Raw genomic sequence first — 16,731 nt, 5'->3', positions numbered from 1 at the left:
CTGATCGCGCTAGGGCGCGCCAAACGGGGGAGGATGCCTGACCACCAGTGCAGAGGTCAGATGCCGCATACCGACACCCTTCCCCTCGGCCGGCCGCACAGCGCGGCGGAGGATGCCTATGCGCTGGCGATCGGCTGCATCCTGCTGGTTCTCGGCCTGGTGTTCCTGAAGGCGGCGGGACTGGTGACCGGGGGCGTCGCCGGCGTGGCATTGCTGCTCAGCTATCTGGTGCCGCTGCCCGCGGGTGTGCTGTTCACCCTCATCAACATCCCCTTCTTCGTCTTCGCGCACCGGGTCATGGGCATGCGGTTCGCGGTCAAGACGGTGCTGGTAAACGTCGGCATCGCGGGGTTTTCCGCCATGGCGCGGCTGTCGATGCACGTCCGCGACATCCATCCGCTGTTCGCGGCGCTGGTCGGGGGCACGGTGATCGGCCTGGGTATCCTGGTGCTGGCGCGGCACCAGGCGGGCGTGGGCGGGACCGGCGTGCTGACGCTGTGGCTCCAGCGGACGCGCGGCTGGAACGCCGGCCGGACGCAGATCGCGCTGGACATACTGATCCTCGCGGCCGCCATTCCCGTGGTCAGCGGGCCACGACTGGGCTGGTCGGTGCTCAGTGCCGCCGCGATCAGCCTGATCCTGATCGCGTGGCATCGCCCCGGTCGCTATATCGGCCATTAGGGCCCAGGCGGCCGTCCCGATCGGACCGGCCGCCTGTAGACGCTCAGTCGACCGTGTCGTCGACCAGCGCCGCCTCGTTGCCCTTTTTCAGGTGACGGCGGCCGAGCAGCTCCGCGATCTGTACCGCGTTCAGCGCGGCGCCCTTGCGCAGATTGTCCGACACGCACCACAGCGCCAAACCGTTCTCCACGGTCGGGTCCTCGCGCACGCGGCTGACATAGGTGGCGTCATCGCCCGCCGCCTCGATCGGGGTAACGTATCCGCCGTCCTCAGCCTTGTCGATCAGCATGACGCCGGGCGCCTCGCGCAGGATGCGCCGTGCATCCTCCGCGCTGATCTCTTCCGCGAACTCCAGGTTGATCGCTTCGGAATGGCCGACGAAGACGGGCACGCGGACGCAGGTCGCGGTCACCTTGATCTTGGGGTCAAGGATCTTCTTGGTCTCGACCACCATCTTCCATTCTTCCTTGGTGGACCCGTCGTCCAGGAAGCTGTCGATGTGCGGAATGACGTTGAACGCGATCTGCTTGGTGAATTTGGTCGGGGTCGCGGGATCGCCGACGAAGATGTTGCGGCTCTGCTCGAACAGCTCGTCCATGCCGGCCTTTCCGGCGCCCGACACCGACTGATAGGTCGCGACCACGACGCGCGTGATCGTCGCCGCGTCGTGCAGCGGCTTCAGCGCGACGACCATCTGGGCGGTGGAGCAGTTCGGGTTCGCAATGATGTTCTTTGCGCGATACAAGTCGATCGCCTCGGCATTCACCTCCGGCACGATCAGCGGCACGTCAGGGTCCATGCGATACAGCGAGCTGTTGTCGATCACGGTGCAACCAGCGGCGGCGAACCTGGGCGCATACACCCGCGTCGCCTCCGACCCGATCGCGAACAGGGCCATGTCCCATCCGGTCGGATCGAAATGCTCGATGTTCTGCACCTTCAGCATGCGACCGGTGTCGCCATACTCGATCTGGTCGCCCTGGCTGCGCGACGAGGCCAGCACCGCGATCTCATCGGCCGGAAACTGACGCTCAGCCAGGATGTTGACCATCTCGCGCCCGACATTGCCCGTCGCGCCCGCGACCACCACCCGGTAACCCATCTCGCCGATACTCCTATGCCCCGCCGTCGCCCTAGTCGGCAGCGACGGGGTTCGCCACCCTAGTGTTGCTTGCTGTCGCCTTCGCTGGGCTTGTCGCGGACCGTGCGGTTCAGGAAATTCATCATGGTCGTGTAGACATGGATGTCCCGCGCCGCCGCATGCGTCTTTCCCGGATAGAACATCATCTCGAACGGCTTGTCCGCCGCCTGCATGGTGGAAACGACCGCGGTCGAGTTGTCCAGGAACACGTTGTCGTCCGCCATGCCGTGCATCAGCAGCAGCGGGTCCGCGATCTTCACCGAATCCGCCACCGCCGCCGATTTCGCATAGGCATCCGGATCGACGCGCGGATCGCCCATGTAGCGTTCGGTGTAATGCGTGTCGTACAGCTGCCAGTCCGTGACGGGAGCGCCCGACACGCCCGCGGCGAACACGCCGGGATACCGCTCCAGCATCTTCAGCGTCATGTACCCGCCATAGGACCAGCCGAACGTCGCGACCTTCGCCGGATCGACGAAGGGCAGCGATTTCAGGTAATTCGCGCCCGCGACCTGGTCGTCGACCTCGACCGAGCCCATGGCGTGGAAGATCTGGCTTTCGAACGCCACCCCGCGATTGGGCGAGCCGCGATTGTCGATCTCGAAAAACACCCAGCCCTGCTGCGCCAGATACTGAGCGAAGGGACTGGTCCAGCCGCGCGTCACCGTCTGCGATCCAGGGCCGCCATAATGCTCCATGAACACCGGGTACTTGCGCCCTGGCTCCAGCACGGGCGTGATCATCTTCCAGTGCAGCACCGACCCGTCCGCCGCCTTCATCGTGCCGAACTGCACCGGGCGGTGATTGGCGAGATACGGGTAGTAGGGATGCCCATCACGCACCGCGTTCTCGTTCACCCAGGCCAGCCGCTTGCCGGTCGCATCGGCCAGATAGACCTGCGACGGCTGTTCGGGGTTGGAGCGCGTGACGATCAGCCGGGTCGCCGACGCATCCATCCGCGCGCCGTTGTTCCAGCCGCGCTCCGTGATGCGGGTCACCACCTTCGGCTTGGCAAGGTCGACGGCGTACAGCTGCTGCTCCAGCACGTCGTCCTTGTTGCCGGTGAAATAGACACGGCCCTTGGCCTGATCGACGCCGACCACGTCGGTCACCATCCAGTCGCCGCTGGTCAATTGGGTCCACTTGCCCGCCTTGAACCGGTAGAGGTGCGCGTAGCCCGACTTTTCCGAGCGCCAGAGCAGGCTGCCGTCGTCCAGCATCCGGTACGCGTCGGTCAGGTTGATCCAGCTCTTCTTCGCGGCCTTTTCCGAAAACAGGATGGTCGACTTGCCCGTGGCGGGATCGACGCGCAGCACGTCCAGCCGTTGCTGGTCACGGGTTTCGCGCTGCACCAGCAGGCCCGATCCGTCCGGCGCCCAATCGACCCGCGCGAGGTAAATGTCAGGGCTTGGGCCCAGGTCGACCTTGATCTTGCCGGTGCCATCGGGGCGCATCACCCACAGTTCGACCAGCGCGTTGGGCGTGCCCGCCGCCGGATAGCGTTGCTCGAACACGCGGGTACCGGTCGCGCCGATCGCCGCGCGCGTGAAGACATGGACCGGCTTCTCATCGAAGCGCTCCACCGCGACGAAGCGTTCGTCGGGACTCCACCAGTAACCGGTGCGGCGATCCATCTCCTCCTGCGCGACGAACTCTGCCTCGCCCCAATGCACGGTCTCCTTGCCGTCGGAGGTGATCGCCTTCGCCTCCCCGCCCGCCAGTGGTTGGACGAACAGGTTCTGATCGCGCACGAAGCTGACGAAGCGACCGCGTGGGCTGATGATCGGATTGAGCTGTCCCCCCGGCGTGCTGGTCAACCGCCGCACATTGCCGTCCAGCGATGCCAGGTACAGGTCGCCGTCCAGCGGCACCAGGATCGACTTGCCGTCGGGCGCCCAGTCATATTGCAGGATACCGGTCTTTCCGGTCAGCGAGCGGTCACGCTCCCGCTGCATCTTTTCCGCCTCCGACAGCTCGGCCCCGCTGCCGACCCGCTTGGAATCGACCAGCATCCTCTCCTGCCCGGTACGCGTGTCGAACGCCCACAGGTCGTACCGCCGCCGCTCGTCGACCCGCGGCCTGACCGAAGTGAGCAGCGTTCCGTCCGGCGATAGGCCCAGCGCCTGCGGCTGCTGCCCGCCCAGATCCGGGCTCGCGAACAGGCGCTCCAACGTCAGTTGTCCACTCGCCTCCGGTGAGGGAGCGGCTTGCGTCACGGGCGCCGTCGGCGCTTGTTGCGGCAGGGGATCAGCGGCCATGGCGGTGGAGCTCAGGAGAACAGCGACAAACAGCATCGGACGCATCGAGGGGCTCCAGCATGGCGACGCTGGACACGCCGCTTTGAACATTCGGGTGCGTCGTCACCGCGCGGCGCAGGGGTGGCAGGGCGGATCGGACCAACACGCGCGCTTGGTGGCAAAGATCAGGCGGCGATGACAGCGAAAACGCGTGCGTCACCCCCGCTCGGTGCGACGAAACGGCAGCGCGCGTCCAGCAACGATCGACCGCCACGCCCATTCGACGGGTGCGATGCGGAAACGGCGCATCCACCACACCGCCAATACCAGCAGCGCCGTGTCAATGACGGCCGCCAGCACCATCAGCGACGCCCATCCGAACTGCCCGTAAAGCCGCAATCCCCATGGCGGGAACAGCAGCCACAGCATCACCAGCGTTTGCAGGATATAGAGGCTCAGCGCCGACCGCCCCGCCGCCGCGAAAGGACGCAACCAGCGCCCACCCCGCCCGCTCGCCAGCAGCCAGTTCACCAGCAGCACATGGCCGAGCGACATGGACAAGCGGCCATATTCCGATGTGGCGTCGGACAAGTGCGGCGCATCCATGAAGCTCATGCTCTCCGTCGCTTCCGTCACCCGCAGCACCAGCGCGAGGGCGTAGACGATCAGCGCCGCGCGCCCGTACCAGCGCGCCGATTGCTCGCCCTGCAACCAGCCGAGCTTAAACAAGGCCGCGCCGATCAGCATCGTCGCCCACGCCTCCAACACCACAAAGGGCTCGAGACCCTCGGCCTGCAACGTCCACGCCTGACGCCACTGGTATTGGACCCACTGCATCGCCGTTCCCGTGCGCGCCGCATCCTCCTCGACGGCGGCTCGCATCTCCTTGGCCAGCCGGCGATCCCGTTCCGCTCGGTGGTCGACAGCCGCCCGCTCCTCCCGGGTCAGCGGCTCATGTGCCGTCAGGTGCGCGGTCGAGGTGCGATAGACGATCGCCTCCTGCCGGGCATCCATATAGCCCAGCCCGCCGCCCACCAGTTGCAACGTCGCGAGCGACAGGCCGAGCGTCAGCAACAGGCGCGGCCTGGCATGGCGCAGCGGAAAGATCAGCAACGCCGCGATGGCGTAGGTGTGCAGGATGTCGCCCGGCCACAACAGGATCAGGACATGGGCGATGCCCAAGGCGAACAGCACGGCATTGCGCCAGCCATAGCGCAGCAGCGCCGCGCCCTCCCCGCCCCTCTCCGCAAAGCGCGCCGTCAGGATCACCATGCCCACGCCGAACAGCATCTCCAGCACGCCGCGCGCGGTGCCGTCCGCGAACACCGCGCGCAGCCACCACGCTACCCTGTCGGGGGCGCTCCAGCCCAGATGCCGCACATCGCCGAACGACGCGTTCATCGACGCGCCCGTGTCGTTGATGTTCATGAACAATATGCCCATGATCGCCAGCCCGCGCAGGATGTCCAGGCTGGGCAGGCGCGGGGCACCATCGGGCTCGTCCGTCGGGACCGGGACTTGGGAGGTTACAGTGATCTCAGCGCTCCCGTCTATGCAGGCCTGACATGATCTCACTATGCAGCGGCGGCCGTTCGCTGTCAGCCAGACCGGCATCGGGGCCGCTGAATCGCACACGTCCTACCCCACCACTGACGGCGTCGCGGTCCTGTAACGCGAAACGGCCGCCCTTCCGATTGGGAAGGACGGCCGCGTTCGTGACCATGAAGGGCCGGTCGCTTACTCGGCGGCCGCGGTGCCCTTGGCCGGACGGGTGTCGCGACGCTCCGCGATACGCGCCGACTTACCGGTGCGGCCACGCAGATAGTACAGCTTGGCGCGACGCACCGCACCCTTGCGGACCACCTCGATCGAATCGATGTTCGGCGAGTAGAGCGGGAACACGCGCTCGACGCCCTCGCCAAAGCTCATCTTGCGGACGGTGAACGACGAACCCATGCCCTTGTTGGCCCGTGCGATGCACACGCCCTCATAGGCCTGAACGCGGGTACGCTCGCCCTCGACGACCTTCACGCCGACCTTCAGCGTGTCGCCCGGACGGAATTCGGGGATCGCACGCTGGCCGGTCAGCTTGGCGATCTGCTCCGCCTCGATCTGCTGGATGATGTTCATGAACTCAGTCCTTCTCGCGCCGCGCGCCAGAGGGCGACCCGACCCGAGCGCCGACATGGCGCTCCCAAAGGTCCGGCCGCCTTAGCCGTGTATCGGTCTCCGCCTGGGCATGACGCCAGGCGGCGATCCTCGCATGATCCCCCGATCGCAGCACTTCGGGGATCGTGCGCCCTTCCCATGTCACTGGTCGGGTATAATGCGGATATTCGAGAAGGCCGCTTTCGAAGCTTTCCTCGACCCCGCTGGACGGCGCGCCCATTACGCCGGGAAGCAGCCGAATGCAAGCATCCAGCAGCACCAGCGCGCCCATCTCGCCGCCCGACAGGATATAGTCGCCGATCGAGACCTCCTCGACCGCTCGCGCCTCGAACAGGCGCTGGTCGAATCCCTCGAAACGGCCGCACAGCAAGGTGACTCCGCCACCGGCCGCCAGTTCGCGCACCCGCTCCTGGTCCAGCGGTCGTCCGCGCGGGGTCAGCGCGATCACCGGGTGGGGTTCCGCCACGCTGTCGAGCGCCGCTGCCACCACGTCGGGGCGCAGTACCATGCCGGCGCCACCGCCCGCCGGCGTGTCGTCGACGGAGCGGTGCTTGTCCGTCGCGAAGTCGCGGATCTGGACGGTGCGACACGCCCAGCGTCCCTCCCGAAGCGCCCTGCCCGCGATGGACGCGCCCAACGGGCCGGGAAACATCTCGGGGTACAGCGTCAGCACGGTCGCGGCGAAGGTCATGGCATGTGCCTATCGCCGCTGCGCAGGCGCCCGGCAAGCAAGCCCTGCCGCGATCGGGAACGATAGCGGCGGCTGGGTTGTTGCGCGGGCGAGATGAAAGACATCGACGACTGCATCATCATCGGCGCAGGGCCGGCCGGTCTCACCGCGGCGATCTACTTGTCCCGCTTCCTGCTCTCGATCCGGTTGTTCGACGGCGGCTCCAGCCGTGCCGCGCTGATCCCGCGGACGAACAATCATGCCGGCTATCCCGACGGCATCCCTGGTACCGACCTGCTGCTTCTCATGCGGCGGCAGGCCGAACGCTTCGGGGCGGTGCGGGAGGCGGTTGCGGTGACGCGGATCGAGCGAGACGGGGAAAACTTCACCGTGTTCGCGGGCGATCGCGCCTTTGCGGCCCGGACGGTTCTGCTGGCGACGGGTGTGGTGAACAACCGGCCGAACATGCCGAACGACGTCCACGATGAAGGCCTGGCACGCGGGCTGCTGCGTTATTGCCCGATCTGCGACGGGTATGAGGTCACCGACAAGCGGGTCGGCATCGTCGGGACGGGCGACCACGGGATGCGCGAAGCACTGTTCCTGCGCGGCTACACCCGCGACGTCACGCTGATCGCACCCGAGGCGGAGCACATGCTGGACGACGCCTGCCGTAAAAAGCTGGACGAGGCCGGCATCGCGCGGGTCGATGGGCCGTGCGGCGGCTGGGCGATCGAGGGCGACCGCATGGCGCTCGACACCGCCGCCGGGCGCCTGTCGTTCGACAGCATCTATCCGGCACTTGGGTCGCAGATACGATCCGAACTCGCGGTCGATGCGGGCGCCAATGCGACCGACGAAGGATGCATGGAGGTCGACGATCACCAGCGGACCAGCATCCCGGGCCTGTTCGCGGCGGGCGATGTGGTGAAGGGGCTGGATCAGATCAGCCACGCCATGGGCGAGGCCGGCGTGGCAGCAACGACGATCCGCAACCTGCTGAGCGAGCGCGCGCCACTCTGGCGTTGATTCCTCCGAGGAGGGAAGCCCCGTTTGAAGTTGTTCAGCGCGACGATCCGCTCTGACGTAGAATACGACGTTCAGGTGGGCCAGCAGCTCAAGCAAAAACGGCACTGGTCGCCGCAAATCGGGTAAGCCCCAGTAAATCTAGCTGACGTCCGGTCATCCGACACCTGAGCGACCGGACCGTCCCACATTAAAGGCGCGTCGCCCCTACTCCGCGTAGGCAGGTTCCACGACCAGCCGCTCAGCACTCCATTCGGGCACCGCCTCTGGCCGCATAGGCACCATGAACCGCTTGCCATCAGGCCGCTCGATTTCGATCACGTCACCTGCGCCGAAATTCTCGACCAATGCTACGAGACCGACCGCCTCGCCCGTGGTCAGCACCACCGGAAGGCCGATCAGATCGGCGTGGTAATACTCACCCTCTTTCAACGCAGGCAGCGTGCTGCGCGGCACGGTCAATTCCGTACCCCGCAACGCCTCCGCCGCCGAACGATCGCCGACCTCGGCGAAGCGGGCGATCAGGCCGCGCAGGCTCTTCACCGTCAAGGAACCGCCATTGAAGACGGTGTACCCCGACAGATCTTCGGTGAAGAGCTTCAGCCGCACCTCACCGCCGATGCCATGCGCGCCGGTGACGACCGCCATGACAACCTCGCCCGCAGGCTTAGTCAGCGGCCGGCGATCCCTGGTTTCCACCTGGGCTGTCGTCCGCACCTTCGGCCGGTTCGGTGTTCGAGACGCCTTCGTTGCTGGCATCTGGCTGGTCATCACCCTTGTTCTGGTCCCGGTCGGGCATCACGCGCTACTCCATTGGCTGTTGAACCAAGGAAACGCATGATGCCGCGATCCGATGCCGAATGTTATTCCGCGGTCGCTTCGGCCGGTGCGTTGGCGGCTTCCTCGGCGGCCTTCGCCTTCTCGGCACGCTCCTCGGCGCGCTCCTTGGCCTTCTCGCCCGGCTCGCCCTTCTTCGGGTTCTGGCGGGCCGCACGCTCACGCACGCCGGCGGCGTCCAGGAAGCGCGCAACGCGGTCGGTCGGCTGCGCACCGACGCTCAGCCAGTGCTTGGCGCGCTCTGCATCGAGCTGGATGCGCTGGTCGGAATCTTTGGCGAGCAGCGGGTTGTAGTTGCCGATCTTCTCGATGAACTTGCCGTCACGGGGCGAGCGCGCATCGGCGACGACGATGCGATAGTACGGACGCTTCTTGGAACCGCCACGCGACAGGCGAATGCTGAGAGCCATTGATAGTCTTCCTTGGTTTGAAGTGTTGAACCGACTTATTTCTTGGTCTTGTTGAGCAGATTGGCGAGCTCGGGCGGCAGGTTCGGCATACCGCCTGGCCCCTTGCCCATCCCGCCCAGGCCGGGAAGGCCGCTGCCGCCCCCCGCCTTGGTCATCATCTCGCCCATGTCCGGGCCGCCCAGCGCGTTGCCGAGGCCGCCCAGACCGCCCTTGCCCAGCATGGACAGCATCCCCTTGATGCCGCCCATCTTCTTGATCTTCTTCATGGCGGTGGACATTTCCTGGTGCATCTTCAGGAGCCTGTTCACCTCCTGCACCGTGGTGCCCGATCCCTTGGCGATGCGGATCTTGCGCTTGGCGTTGATCAGGTCGGGCTTCGACCGCTCCTTGACCGTCATCGATCCGATGATCGCGTCCATATGGACGAGCACCTTGTCGCTGCCCGGCACCGCGTTCATCGCGGCCTGCGCCTTCTTCATGCCGGGCATCATGCCGGCCAGCGCACCCAGGCCGCCCATGCGCTTCATCTGCGCCAGCTGGCCGCGCAGGTCGTTCATGTCGAACTGGCCCTTGGCGAGCCGGGTCGCCATGCGCTCGGCATCTTCCTGCTGGATCGACTCGGCGGCGCGCTCGACCAGCGAAACCACGTCACCCATGCCCAGGATGCGACCGGCGACACGGCTGGGGTGAAATGCCTCCAGCGCGTCCAGCTTTTCGCCGGTGCCCGCGAACTTGATCGGCTTGCCGGTGACGGCACGCATTGACAGGGCAGCACCGCCGCGTGCGTCGCCGTCCATGCGGGTCAGCACCACGCCGGTCAGCGGCACCTGGTCGGAGAAGTTCTGCGCGACGTTGACCGCGTCCTGGCCGGTCAGCGAGTCGACGACCAGCAGGATTTCCTGCGGCCGGGCGATGTCGGCGACCGCCTTCATCTCATCCATCAACGCCTGATCGACATGCAGTCGGCCGGCGGTGTCGAGCATCAGCACGTCGAAACCCTGCAGCTTCGCCGCGGACAGCGCGCGACGCGCGATGTCGACCGGCTGCTGCCCGGCGATGATCGGCAGGGTCGCGACCTCGACCTGCCCGCCCAGCGTCGCAAGCTGTTCCTGTGCCGCCGGACGGTTCACGTCCAGCGAGGCCATCATGACCTTCTTGCCGTCGCGCCCCTTCAGCCGACGCGCGATCTTGGCCGTGGTGGTGGTCTTACCCGATCCCTGCAGACCGACCACCATCACGATGGCGGGCGGCGCGACGTTCAGTTCCAGCTCGGCCTCGTCGGCGCCCAGCATCTCGACCAGCGCGTCGTTGACGATCTTGACGACCTGCTGCCCCGGCGTGACCGAGCGCAGGACGTTCTGGCCGACCGCCTTTTCGGTGACGTCGTCGACGAACTTGCGCGCCACGGGCAGCGCCACGTCCGCCTCCAGCAGCGCCACGCGCACTTCGCGCATCGCGGTGCGGACGTCCGCCTCCGTCAGTGCGCCGCGTCCGCGCAGGCGATCGAAGACGCCGCCAAGCCGGTCGCTCAGACTGTCGAACATCGCCTCAAAACCCCATACAAGCCACCAAACGCAAGAAACGCCGGCGGGCGAAACCTCGCCGGCCAGCGTACGCCCGTGGGCGCAGGGTCACATGCGTTCCGCGACGGAACCCGTGCGCCCTACCCCCGATCCGTCGGAAAGGCAAGTCGAGCGCGAGGGGGAGCGGCTTAAGACTCTCTACACCTGTGACGTGCGAGGGTCGCGCCACGAACAGGTTGGGATTGTCGATGACTTTGGCAAGCGGAGCGGAACGGCAGGCGAAGCGGCCGCACGGCGAATACCTGACCGGCCCGGTCACCGGTGCGGCGATACTGCTGTTCATCGGCACGGGCAGCATGGTGCTGGGCTCCGTCCTGTCGAACATGTTGGGGCGGGAGAGCACGATCGACCAGACCCTGCTGGTCGCCATGCTGCTCAACATCGCCATCATCATGCTCGGATGGAGTCGCTATCGCGCCATGACGGGCGAGGTCCGCAACCTGACCGCCGCCAGCGAGCGCGCGGAGCACATGGCGGCCCACGATCCGCTGACCGGTTTCCTCAACCGCCGCAGCGCCGCCGACGAGGGGGCGGCGCTGTTCGCGCTCGCCGCCCGTCGCGGCAAGGCGCTGGCCATGCTGATGCTGGACCTCGACCGGTTCAAGACCGTCAACGACCTGCATGGCCACGCCGTGGGTGACGCGCTGCTGCGTCATGTCGCGACCGAGATCGCAGGCCAGATGCCGCAAACCGCGATGATGGCACGCCTGGGCGGCGACGAGTTCGCCTGTGCCTTCCTGTTCGATCCGGCACATCCCGACACGGTGGAGCGTGCGGCGGAGGGACTGCTCGCCCGGTTGTCGCGCCCGATCACGCTCGACGGTATCCACCTGCATATCAGCGCGTCGATCGGCCTCAACCGTTCCGACATCGACTGTTCGTCGGTGGAGGCGATGATGCGGTCGGCGGACATCGCCATGTACGCGGCCAAGACGGCGGGCCGGAACCGCTTCGCCTGGTTCGATCGTTCGATGGAACACGCGCTACAGGCCCGCAACGAGGTCGAATCGGGCCTGCGCGACGCCATCCCGCAGCAGCAGATCGTGCCCTATTTCGAACAGCAGGTGGATCTGGCCACCGGACAATTGTCGGGTTTCGAGGTGCTGGCGCGCTGGGAGCATCCGCTGCGCGGCCTGATCGGTCCGGAGGCCTTCATCCCGGTGGCCGAGGAAACCGGCATGATCGCGGACCTGTCGCTGTCGATCATCCGCCAGGCCTTCCTCGCGGCACGCGACTGGCACCCGTCGCTGACGCTGTCGGTGAACATCTCGCCATGGCAGCTGAAGGATGCCTGGCTCGCCCAGAAGATCATCAAGGTGCTGACCGAAACCGGCTTTCCCGCCAGCCGGCTGGAGGTGGAGATCACCGAAAGCTCGCTGTTCGACAATCTGGCGCTCGCGCAATCGATCGTGGGCAGCCTCAAGAACCAGGGCATCCGCCTGGCACTGGACGATTTCGGCACCGGCTATTCCAGCCTGGCGCACCTTCGCGCCCTGCCCTTCGACCGCATCAAGATCGACAAGAGCTTCGTCACCTCCATCTGCGAGAATCCGGAAAGCGCGGCGATCGTCACCGCCATCGCGAAGTTGGGCGACAGCCTGAACCTGCCCACCACCGCCGAAGGGATCGAGGATGCCGACACGGAGGAGCGGCTGCGCGGCATCGGCTGCGCCAAGGGTCAGGGATATCTGTACGGCCGGCCGATGAGCGCGGCCAAGGTGCGCCAGTTGCTGGCCGAACGCGGATTGCTGATCGCCAGCGGGCCGACGGACGCGCGCTCCGTGATCGTGCCCCTGCCGACCGCACGCCGGGCGATCGGCTGAGCCTCACCAGCCGGCGCCGGGTTCCGCCAGATAGGCTTCCTCCTCCGGCGTGGAGTGTCGGCCCAGCGCCGCGTTACGCCCCGGAAAGCGGCCGAAGCGACGGAACACATCGGCGTGGTCATGGGCGAAGCGGGTGTTCTCCGGTCGATCGAGCGCCTCGAACCGGTTCACGCTCAACGCCTGCAACCCCGCATCCTCGGCATGCATCAGGGGCATCAACAGGAACACGCGCCGCTCCGGTGGAAAGCGCTCTTCCCAGCCACGATCGATCGCAAGCAGCGTCAGCGAGGCGGCAAGGTCGTCGCCGCGAAACGCCTCCGCCGACCCGCGATGAATGTTGCGGGAAAACTGGTCGAGCAGGATGATCGCGGCCAGCAACGTGTCGGGATCGTCGCGCCAACCCTCCGCCTTGTCGGCAAGCACCCGGTCGCGCATGCCCGCGAACCGTGCTCGTATCTCCGCGTCCAGCGCGTCGTCCTTTGCGAAATGCCGGTCTGCCGGCAGGCCGAACCAGAAGCCCAGCACCTCCCGCGCCTGTTCCACGACATCCCGGTCGTGGACTTCGCGCCTGTCGCCACCTAGATCGCCCAGCATGTCCCCGTCTCCCCAGCCGGAGGTCGTCAGCCTCGGCTGCCGGCTCAACATCGCCGAAAGCGAAACGATCCGCTTGCTGGCGGCGGGCCGCGACGTGGCGGTGGTGAACAGCTGCGCCGTGACCAACGAGGCGGTGAAACAGAGCCGCGCCGCGATCCGCCGCCTGCGTCGCAGTCGTCCGAGCGCGGAGTTGGTGGTGACCGGCTGTGCGGCGACGATCGATCCCGCCGGATTCTCCGCTATGGCGGAGGTGGACCGCGTCGTCGCCAATCCGCACAAGCTGTCGCCGCCCAGCTGGGGATCGGACCAGCCGAACGCACCGGTTTTCGCCTTTGCCGGCCACGCCCGCGCCTTTGTGGAGGTGCAGAACGGATGCGATCATCGTTGCACCTTTTGCGCGATCCCCTTCGGACGGGGCGCGAGCCGGTCTCTCCCCGCCGGCGCGGTCGTCGATCGTGTCCGCGCGCTGGTCGATGCCGGGCACCATGAGGTGGTGCTGACCGGCGTCGACGTGACCAGCTGGGGCAGCGACCTGCCCGGCCGGCCGAGCTTCGGTGCGCTGGTGGAGCGCATCCTCGCGCATGTGCCCGCCCTGATGCGCCTGCGCCTGTCGTCGCTCGACTCGATCGAGATGGATGAGCGGCTGATCGCCTGCATTGCCGGTGACAGGCGGGTGATGCCGCACATCCACCTGTCGCTTCAATCGGGAAGCGACCTGATCCTGAAGCGCATGAAGCGCCGCCATGGCCGCGCCCAGGCGATCGCGCTGGTCGAACGGCTGAAGGCGGCGCGGCCGGACATTGCGATCGGCGCCGACATCATCGCCGGCTTTCCGACCGAGGACGATGCGATGTTCGCCGACAGCCTGGCGATGGTCGAGGCCTGCGACATCGTGCACGGCCACATCTTCCCCTACTCTCCGCGTGCGGGCACGCCGGCCGCACGCATGCCACAGGTCGAACCCCAGATTCGCCGCGACCGTGCCGCCCTGTTGCGCGAAGCGACGGCGACACGACGCGCGCGCTGGCTGGCCGGACTTGTCGGCACCCGGCAAAGCGTTCTGGCCGAGCGGCCGGGAAGCCACGGCCATGCCGAGAATTTCGCCGAGGTCCGGCTCGAGCGGGCGGTACAGCCCGGCACCATCCATCCGGTGACCATCACCGGTGCAACCGATTCACACCTGTTGGGCACCATCGCATGAGCACCAATCCATCCTGGCACGAAAAGCTGCTGGGCGGTTTCCGACGCACGTCCGACCGGCTAATCGGCAATCTTGCCGGCCTGGGCGGCGCGCGCCTCGAGTACGAGACGCTGGACGACATCGAGGAGGCGCTGATCGCGTCCGACCTCGGTCCCGAAACCGCCGGGCACATCAGGAGCCGCCTGGCCGAGGGGACGTTCGAGCGCGACATGGAGGACCTTGGCATTCGCCTGGTCGTGGCGGAGGAGGTGGAAAAGGCGCTGGCCAAGGTCGCCCGCCCGCTGGAAATCGACGCCTTCCCCCGGCCCCAGGTGATCCTGGTCATCGGCGTGAACGGATCGGGCAAGACCACCACCATCGCGAAGCTGGCGCATCTGTTCATGGAACAGGATTACGGGGTGATGCTCGCGGCCGGTGATACGTTCCGCGCGGCCGCGATCGGACAGCTCGCGACCTGGGCCGAGCGTGTCGGCGTGCCCATTGTGACGGGACCGGAGGGCGGTGACGCCGCCGGCGTCGTCTGGGACGCCGTCAAGCAGGCGACCGCGACGGGCATCGATGTGCTGATCGTCGACACCGCCGGCCGCTTGCAGAACAAGCGCGAGCTGATGGACGAACTGGCCAAGATCCGCCGCGTGCTCGGCCGTCTTAACCCTGAGGCTCCGCACGATGTGGTGCTGGTGCTCGACGCGACCACCGGCCAGAACGCCCTGTCGCAGATCGAGGTGTTCGGCGAGGTGGCCGGCGTTACGGGGCTGGTCATGACCAAACTGGACGGAACCGCCCGTGGCGGCGTGCTCGTGGCGGCGGCGGAACGCTTTGGCTTGCCGATCCACGCGATCGGCGTTGGCGAAGGCATGACCGATCTGCGCCCGTTCGATGCCAATGAAGTCAGCCGGATCATCGCCGGCGTCGATGGAGCCCGCAAGTGAACACAGTGTCCTCGTCCGGCGGAGCCCCAGCTCCCGCGCCTGCCGGCCTCAAGATGGCGATCGAGTATGCGCCATTGATCGTGTTCTTCCTGGCGAACTTCCTGGTGCCCGGCGACGCCGCGCGCACCATCGTCGCACGTTTCACGTCCAGCCTGGACACGCTGCAGCAGATGGAGGCGCTGCTGATCGCGCGCGTTATCGTCGCCACGGCGGCCTTCATCCTCGCAAGCGGCGTCGCAATGCTCTATTCGCGCATCCGCCTCGGCCATATCTCCGCGATGCTGTGGATTTCGGGCGGGCTGGTCGTCGTGTTCGGCGCGTTGACCATGTATTTCCACGATCCCCGCTTCATCCAGATGAAGCCGACCATCGTGTACGTCATGCTCGCCGGCGTGTTGGCGTTCGGCCTGAAGACCGGCCGCCCCTTGTTGCAGGAGCTGCTCGGCGGCACCTATCCGGGCCTGTCGCAGGACGGCTGGCGTAAGCTGACAGTCAACTGGGTCTGGTTTTTCGTAGTGATGGCGATCGGCAACGAGGCGGTGTGGCGGATCGCTCGCGCCAGCATGGGCTCGACCCGGGGATGGGATGCCTGGGCGATCTACAAGGTGTGGATCGTGATACCGCTGACGCTGGTGTTCGCGATCGCGAACGTGCCCATGCTGATCCGCAACGGGCTGAAGCTCGGCGGCGAAGCGCCTCTGCCGCCGGAGGGTTGAGGGATATGCGGGTGGGTCGCCCCACCCGCGCACCCGGTCAGTTGGTGCCCGACACCGCCGCGTCGTAACGCTGACCGACCTTGTCCCAATCGACCACATCCCACCACGCCTTCAGATAAGCGGCGCGATCGTTCTTGTAGGTCAGGTAATAGGCGTGCTCCCACACGTCGTTGCCGAGCAGCGGCGTGCCGCGATCCGCGACGTCATCCATCAGGGGATTGTCCTGATTCGGCGTGGACGTGATCTTCAGCTTGCCCGACCCGTCGACGATCAGCCATGCCCAACCGGACCCGAACTGACCAGCACCCTTGGTGTTGAAGTCTTCCTTCAGCTTGTCCAACCCGCCCAGGTCAGCGTCGATCGCCTCGGCCAGCTTGCCCGACGGCGCGCCGCCACCCTTCTTCATGGTCTTCCAGAAGAAATCGTGGTTCCAGTAACCGCCACCATTGTTGCGGACCAGCGGCGGCTGCGACGACATGTTCGCCAGGATGTCCTCGATGGACTTGCCCTGCAGGCCGGCGTCCTTCTCGACGCCCTCGTTCAACTTGTCGGTATATGCCTTGTGATGCTTGTCGTGGTGGAACGTCATCGTCTCCTTGGAGATGGTCGGCTCCAGCGCGTCATAGTCGTAAGGCAGCGGGGGCAGTTCAAAGGCCATAACTGTTCTCCTTGAGGATCTGCGAGGCAAACGCAGGAAGCGGCGTAGCGCTC

16 protein-coding genes are annotated in these 16,731 nt (G+C 66.5%); 6 read left to right on the top strand and 10 right to left on the bottom strand.

Annotation, left to right across the window (positions count from 1 at the left end; translation table 11 throughout):
- The first annotated feature begins 60 nt into the window (after nt 1–60).
- Entirely contained in the window at nt 61–681 is a 621-nt protein-coding gene (locus BMX37_RS01210) for a YitT family protein (RefSeq protein ID WP_093663650.1), read from the top strand.
- A gap of 43 nt (nt 682–724) precedes the next feature.
- Here the strand turns inward: BMX37_RS01210 and BMX37_RS01205 are convergent, their stop codons facing one another.
- The 5 genes from BMX37_RS01205 to trmD all read right to left on the bottom strand — a co-directional run bounded on the left by BMX37_RS01205 (nt 725) and on the right by trmD (nt 6,919).
- Nucleotides 725–1,783: an aspartate-semialdehyde dehydrogenase gene (locus BMX37_RS01205; RefSeq protein WP_093663649.1), complete on the bottom strand. Its 1,059-nt coding sequence runs from the start codon at nt 1,781–1,783 to the stop codon at nt 725–727.
- A gap of 59 nt (nt 1,784–1,842) precedes the next feature.
- Nucleotides 1,843–4,080, bottom strand: a complete 2,238-nt coding sequence (locus tag BMX37_RS01200; protein ID WP_425288430.1) for a S9 family peptidase — start codon at nt 4,078–4,080, stop codon at nt 1,843–1,845.
- Between the two features lie 195 nt (nt 4,081–4,275).
- Nucleotides 4,276–5,502, bottom strand: coding sequence for a DUF418 domain-containing protein (locus BMX37_RS01195; RefSeq protein ID WP_244501330.1), 1,227 nt, complete (start codon nt 5,500–5,502; stop codon nt 4,276–4,278).
- A 294-nt stretch (nt 5,503–5,796) separates the two neighbouring features.
- Nucleotides 5,797–6,189, bottom strand: a complete 393-nt coding sequence (gene rplS / locus BMX37_RS01190; protein WP_093663646.1) for a 50S ribosomal protein L19 — start codon at nt 6,187–6,189, stop codon at nt 5,797–5,799.
- A 4-nt stretch (nt 6,190–6,193) separates the two neighbouring features.
- Complete coding sequence (gene trmD, locus BMX37_RS01185) at nt 6,194–6,919, bottom strand: tRNA (guanosine(37)-N1)-methyltransferase TrmD (protein ID WP_093663645.1); 726 nt, start codon at nt 6,917–6,919, stop codon at nt 6,194–6,196.
- A 93-nt stretch (nt 6,920–7,012) separates the two neighbouring features.
- Between trmD and BMX37_RS01180 the strand changes: the two genes are divergently transcribed.
- Nucleotides 7,013–7,927 carry an NAD(P)/FAD-dependent oxidoreductase gene (locus tag BMX37_RS01180; RefSeq protein ID WP_170841786.1) on the top strand — a complete coding sequence of 305 codons (915 nt, stop codon included), beginning with the start codon at nt 7,013–7,015 and terminating at the stop codon, nt 7,925–7,927.
- 204 nt (nt 7,928–8,131) lie between these two features.
- On the opposite strand, the gene rimM is transcribed toward BMX37_RS01180, so the two are convergent.
- The 3 genes from rimM to ffh all read right to left on the bottom strand — a co-directional run bounded on the left by rimM (nt 8,132) and on the right by ffh (nt 10,715).
- The gene (gene rimM / locus BMX37_RS01175; RefSeq protein WP_244501373.1) at nt 8,132–8,572 is read right to left on the bottom strand and encodes a ribosome maturation factor RimM; all 441 of its coding nucleotides are present in this window, start codon (nt 8,570–8,572) and stop codon (nt 8,132–8,134) included.
- Between the two features lie 215 nt (nt 8,573–8,787).
- Nucleotides 8,788–9,171, bottom strand: a complete 384-nt coding sequence (gene rpsP, locus BMX37_RS01170) for a 30S ribosomal protein S16 (RefSeq protein ID WP_093663643.1) — start codon at nt 9,169–9,171, stop codon at nt 8,788–8,790.
- Nucleotides 9,172–9,206: 35 nt separating this feature from the next.
- Complete coding sequence (gene ffh, locus BMX37_RS01165) at nt 9,207–10,715, bottom strand: signal recognition particle protein (RefSeq protein WP_093663642.1); 1,509 nt, start codon at nt 10,713–10,715, stop codon at nt 9,207–9,209.
- A 227-nt stretch (nt 10,716–10,942) separates the two neighbouring features.
- Here ffh and BMX37_RS01160 point away from each other — a divergent pair, with 227 nt between their 5' ends.
- The gene (locus tag BMX37_RS01160) at nt 10,943–12,577 is read left to right on the top strand and encodes a putative bifunctional diguanylate cyclase/phosphodiesterase (protein WP_093663641.1); all 1,635 of its coding nucleotides are present in this window, start codon (nt 10,943–10,945) and stop codon (nt 12,575–12,577) included.
- A 3-nt stretch (nt 12,578–12,580) separates the two neighbouring features.
- Here the strand turns inward: BMX37_RS01160 and BMX37_RS01155 are convergent, their stop codons facing one another.
- The gene (locus BMX37_RS01155; RefSeq protein WP_093664211.1) at nt 12,581–13,171 is read right to left on the bottom strand and encodes a DUF924 family protein; all 591 of its coding nucleotides are present in this window, start codon (nt 13,169–13,171) and stop codon (nt 12,581–12,583) included.
- On the opposite strand from BMX37_RS01155, the gene mtaB reads away from it, so the two are divergent.
- From mtaB to BMX37_RS01140, 3 genes are read left to right on the top strand one after another with little or no spacing between them, the layout of a single operon-like run.
- Complete coding sequence (gene mtaB / locus BMX37_RS01150) at nt 13,170–14,372, top strand: tRNA (N(6)-L-threonylcarbamoyladenosine(37)-C(2))-methylthiotransferase MtaB (RefSeq protein ID WP_093663640.1); 1,203 nt, start codon at nt 13,170–13,172, stop codon at nt 14,370–14,372. The two genes, BMX37_RS01155 and mtaB, sit on opposite strands and share 2 nt — an antisense overlap.
- On the top strand, nt 14,369–15,304 hold the full coding sequence (ftsY, locus tag BMX37_RS01145) for a signal recognition particle-docking protein FtsY (protein WP_093663639.1): 936 nt from the start codon (nt 14,369–14,371) through the stop codon (nt 15,302–15,304). The genes mtaB and ftsY overlap by 4 nt, the downstream gene beginning before the upstream one ends.
- Complete coding sequence (locus BMX37_RS01140; RefSeq protein WP_342027834.1) at nt 15,301–16,020, top strand: inner membrane-spanning protein YciB; 720 nt, start codon at nt 15,301–15,303, stop codon at nt 16,018–16,020. Before ftsY ends, BMX37_RS01140 begins: the two co-directional genes overlap by 4 nt.
- 37 nt (nt 16,021–16,057) lie before the next feature.
- On the opposite strand, the gene BMX37_RS01135 is transcribed toward BMX37_RS01140, so the two are convergent.
- Complete coding sequence (locus BMX37_RS01135; protein ID WP_093663637.1) at nt 16,058–16,678, bottom strand: superoxide dismutase; 621 nt, start codon at nt 16,676–16,678, stop codon at nt 16,058–16,060.
- Between the last annotated feature and the right edge of the window lie 53 nt (nt 16,679–16,731).

The sequence above is a fragment of the Sphingomonas gellani genome, from assembly GCF_900110035.1.
Taxonomy (GTDB): domain Bacteria; phylum Pseudomonadota; class Alphaproteobacteria; order Sphingomonadales; family Sphingomonadaceae; genus Sphingomonas; species Sphingomonas gellani.
Note: the sequence above shows the minus strand (reverse complement) of the source record. Positions and strands in the feature narration are given on the sequence as shown.

Bases quoted from the DNA above. Each gene is read 5' to 3' on its own strand.
- ftsY (WP_093663639.1), top strand. From the start codon at position 14,369: ATGAGCACCAATCCATCCTGGCACGAAAAGCTGCTGGGCGGTTTCCGA.
- trmD (WP_093663645.1), bottom strand. From the start codon at position 6,919: ATGACCTTCGCCGCGACCGTGCTGACGCTGTACCCCGAGATGTTTCCC.
- BMX37_RS01180 (WP_170841786.1), top strand. From the start codon at position 7,013: ATGAAAGACATCGACGACTGCATCATCATCGGCGCAGGGCCGGCCGGT.
- rplS (WP_093663646.1), bottom strand. From the start codon at position 6,189: ATGAACATCATCCAGCAGATCGAGGCGGAGCAGATCGCCAAGCTGACC.
- mtaB (WP_093663640.1), top strand. From the start codon at position 13,170: ATGTCCCCGTCTCCCCAGCCGGAGGTCGTCAGCCTCGGCTGCCGGCTC.
- BMX37_RS01195 (WP_244501330.1), bottom strand. From the start codon at position 5,502: ATGGGCATATTGTTCATGAACATCAACGACACGGGCGCGTCGATGAAC.
- BMX37_RS01200 (WP_425288430.1), bottom strand. From the start codon at position 4,080: ATGGCCGCTGATCCCCTGCCGCAACAAGCGCCGACGGCGCCCGTGACG.
- BMX37_RS01160 (WP_093663641.1), top strand. From the start codon at position 10,943: ATGACTTTGGCAAGCGGAGCGGAACGGCAGGCGAAGCGGCCGCACGGC.
- BMX37_RS01155 (WP_093664211.1), bottom strand. From the start codon at position 13,171: ATGCTGGGCGATCTAGGTGGCGACAGGCGCGAAGTCCACGACCGGGAT.
- rimM (WP_244501373.1), bottom strand. From the start codon at position 8,572: ATGGCGGTCGTCACCGGCGCGCATGGCATCGGCGGTGAGGTGCGGCTG.
- BMX37_RS01205 (WP_093663649.1), bottom strand. From the start codon at position 1,783: ATGGGTTACCGGGTGGTGGTCGCGGGCGCGACGGGCAATGTCGGGCGC.
- ffh (WP_093663642.1), bottom strand. From the start codon at position 10,715: ATGTTCGACAGTCTGAGCGACCGGCTTGGCGGCGTCTTCGATCGCCTG.
- BMX37_RS01135 (WP_093663637.1), bottom strand. From the start codon at position 16,678: ATGGCCTTTGAACTGCCCCCGCTGCCTTACGACTATGACGCGCTGGAG.
- BMX37_RS01210 (WP_093663650.1), top strand. From the start codon at position 61: ATGCCGCATACCGACACCCTTCCCCTCGGCCGGCCGCACAGCGCGGCG.
- rpsP (WP_093663643.1), bottom strand. From the start codon at position 9,171: ATGGCTCTCAGCATTCGCCTGTCGCGTGGCGGTTCCAAGAAGCGTCCG.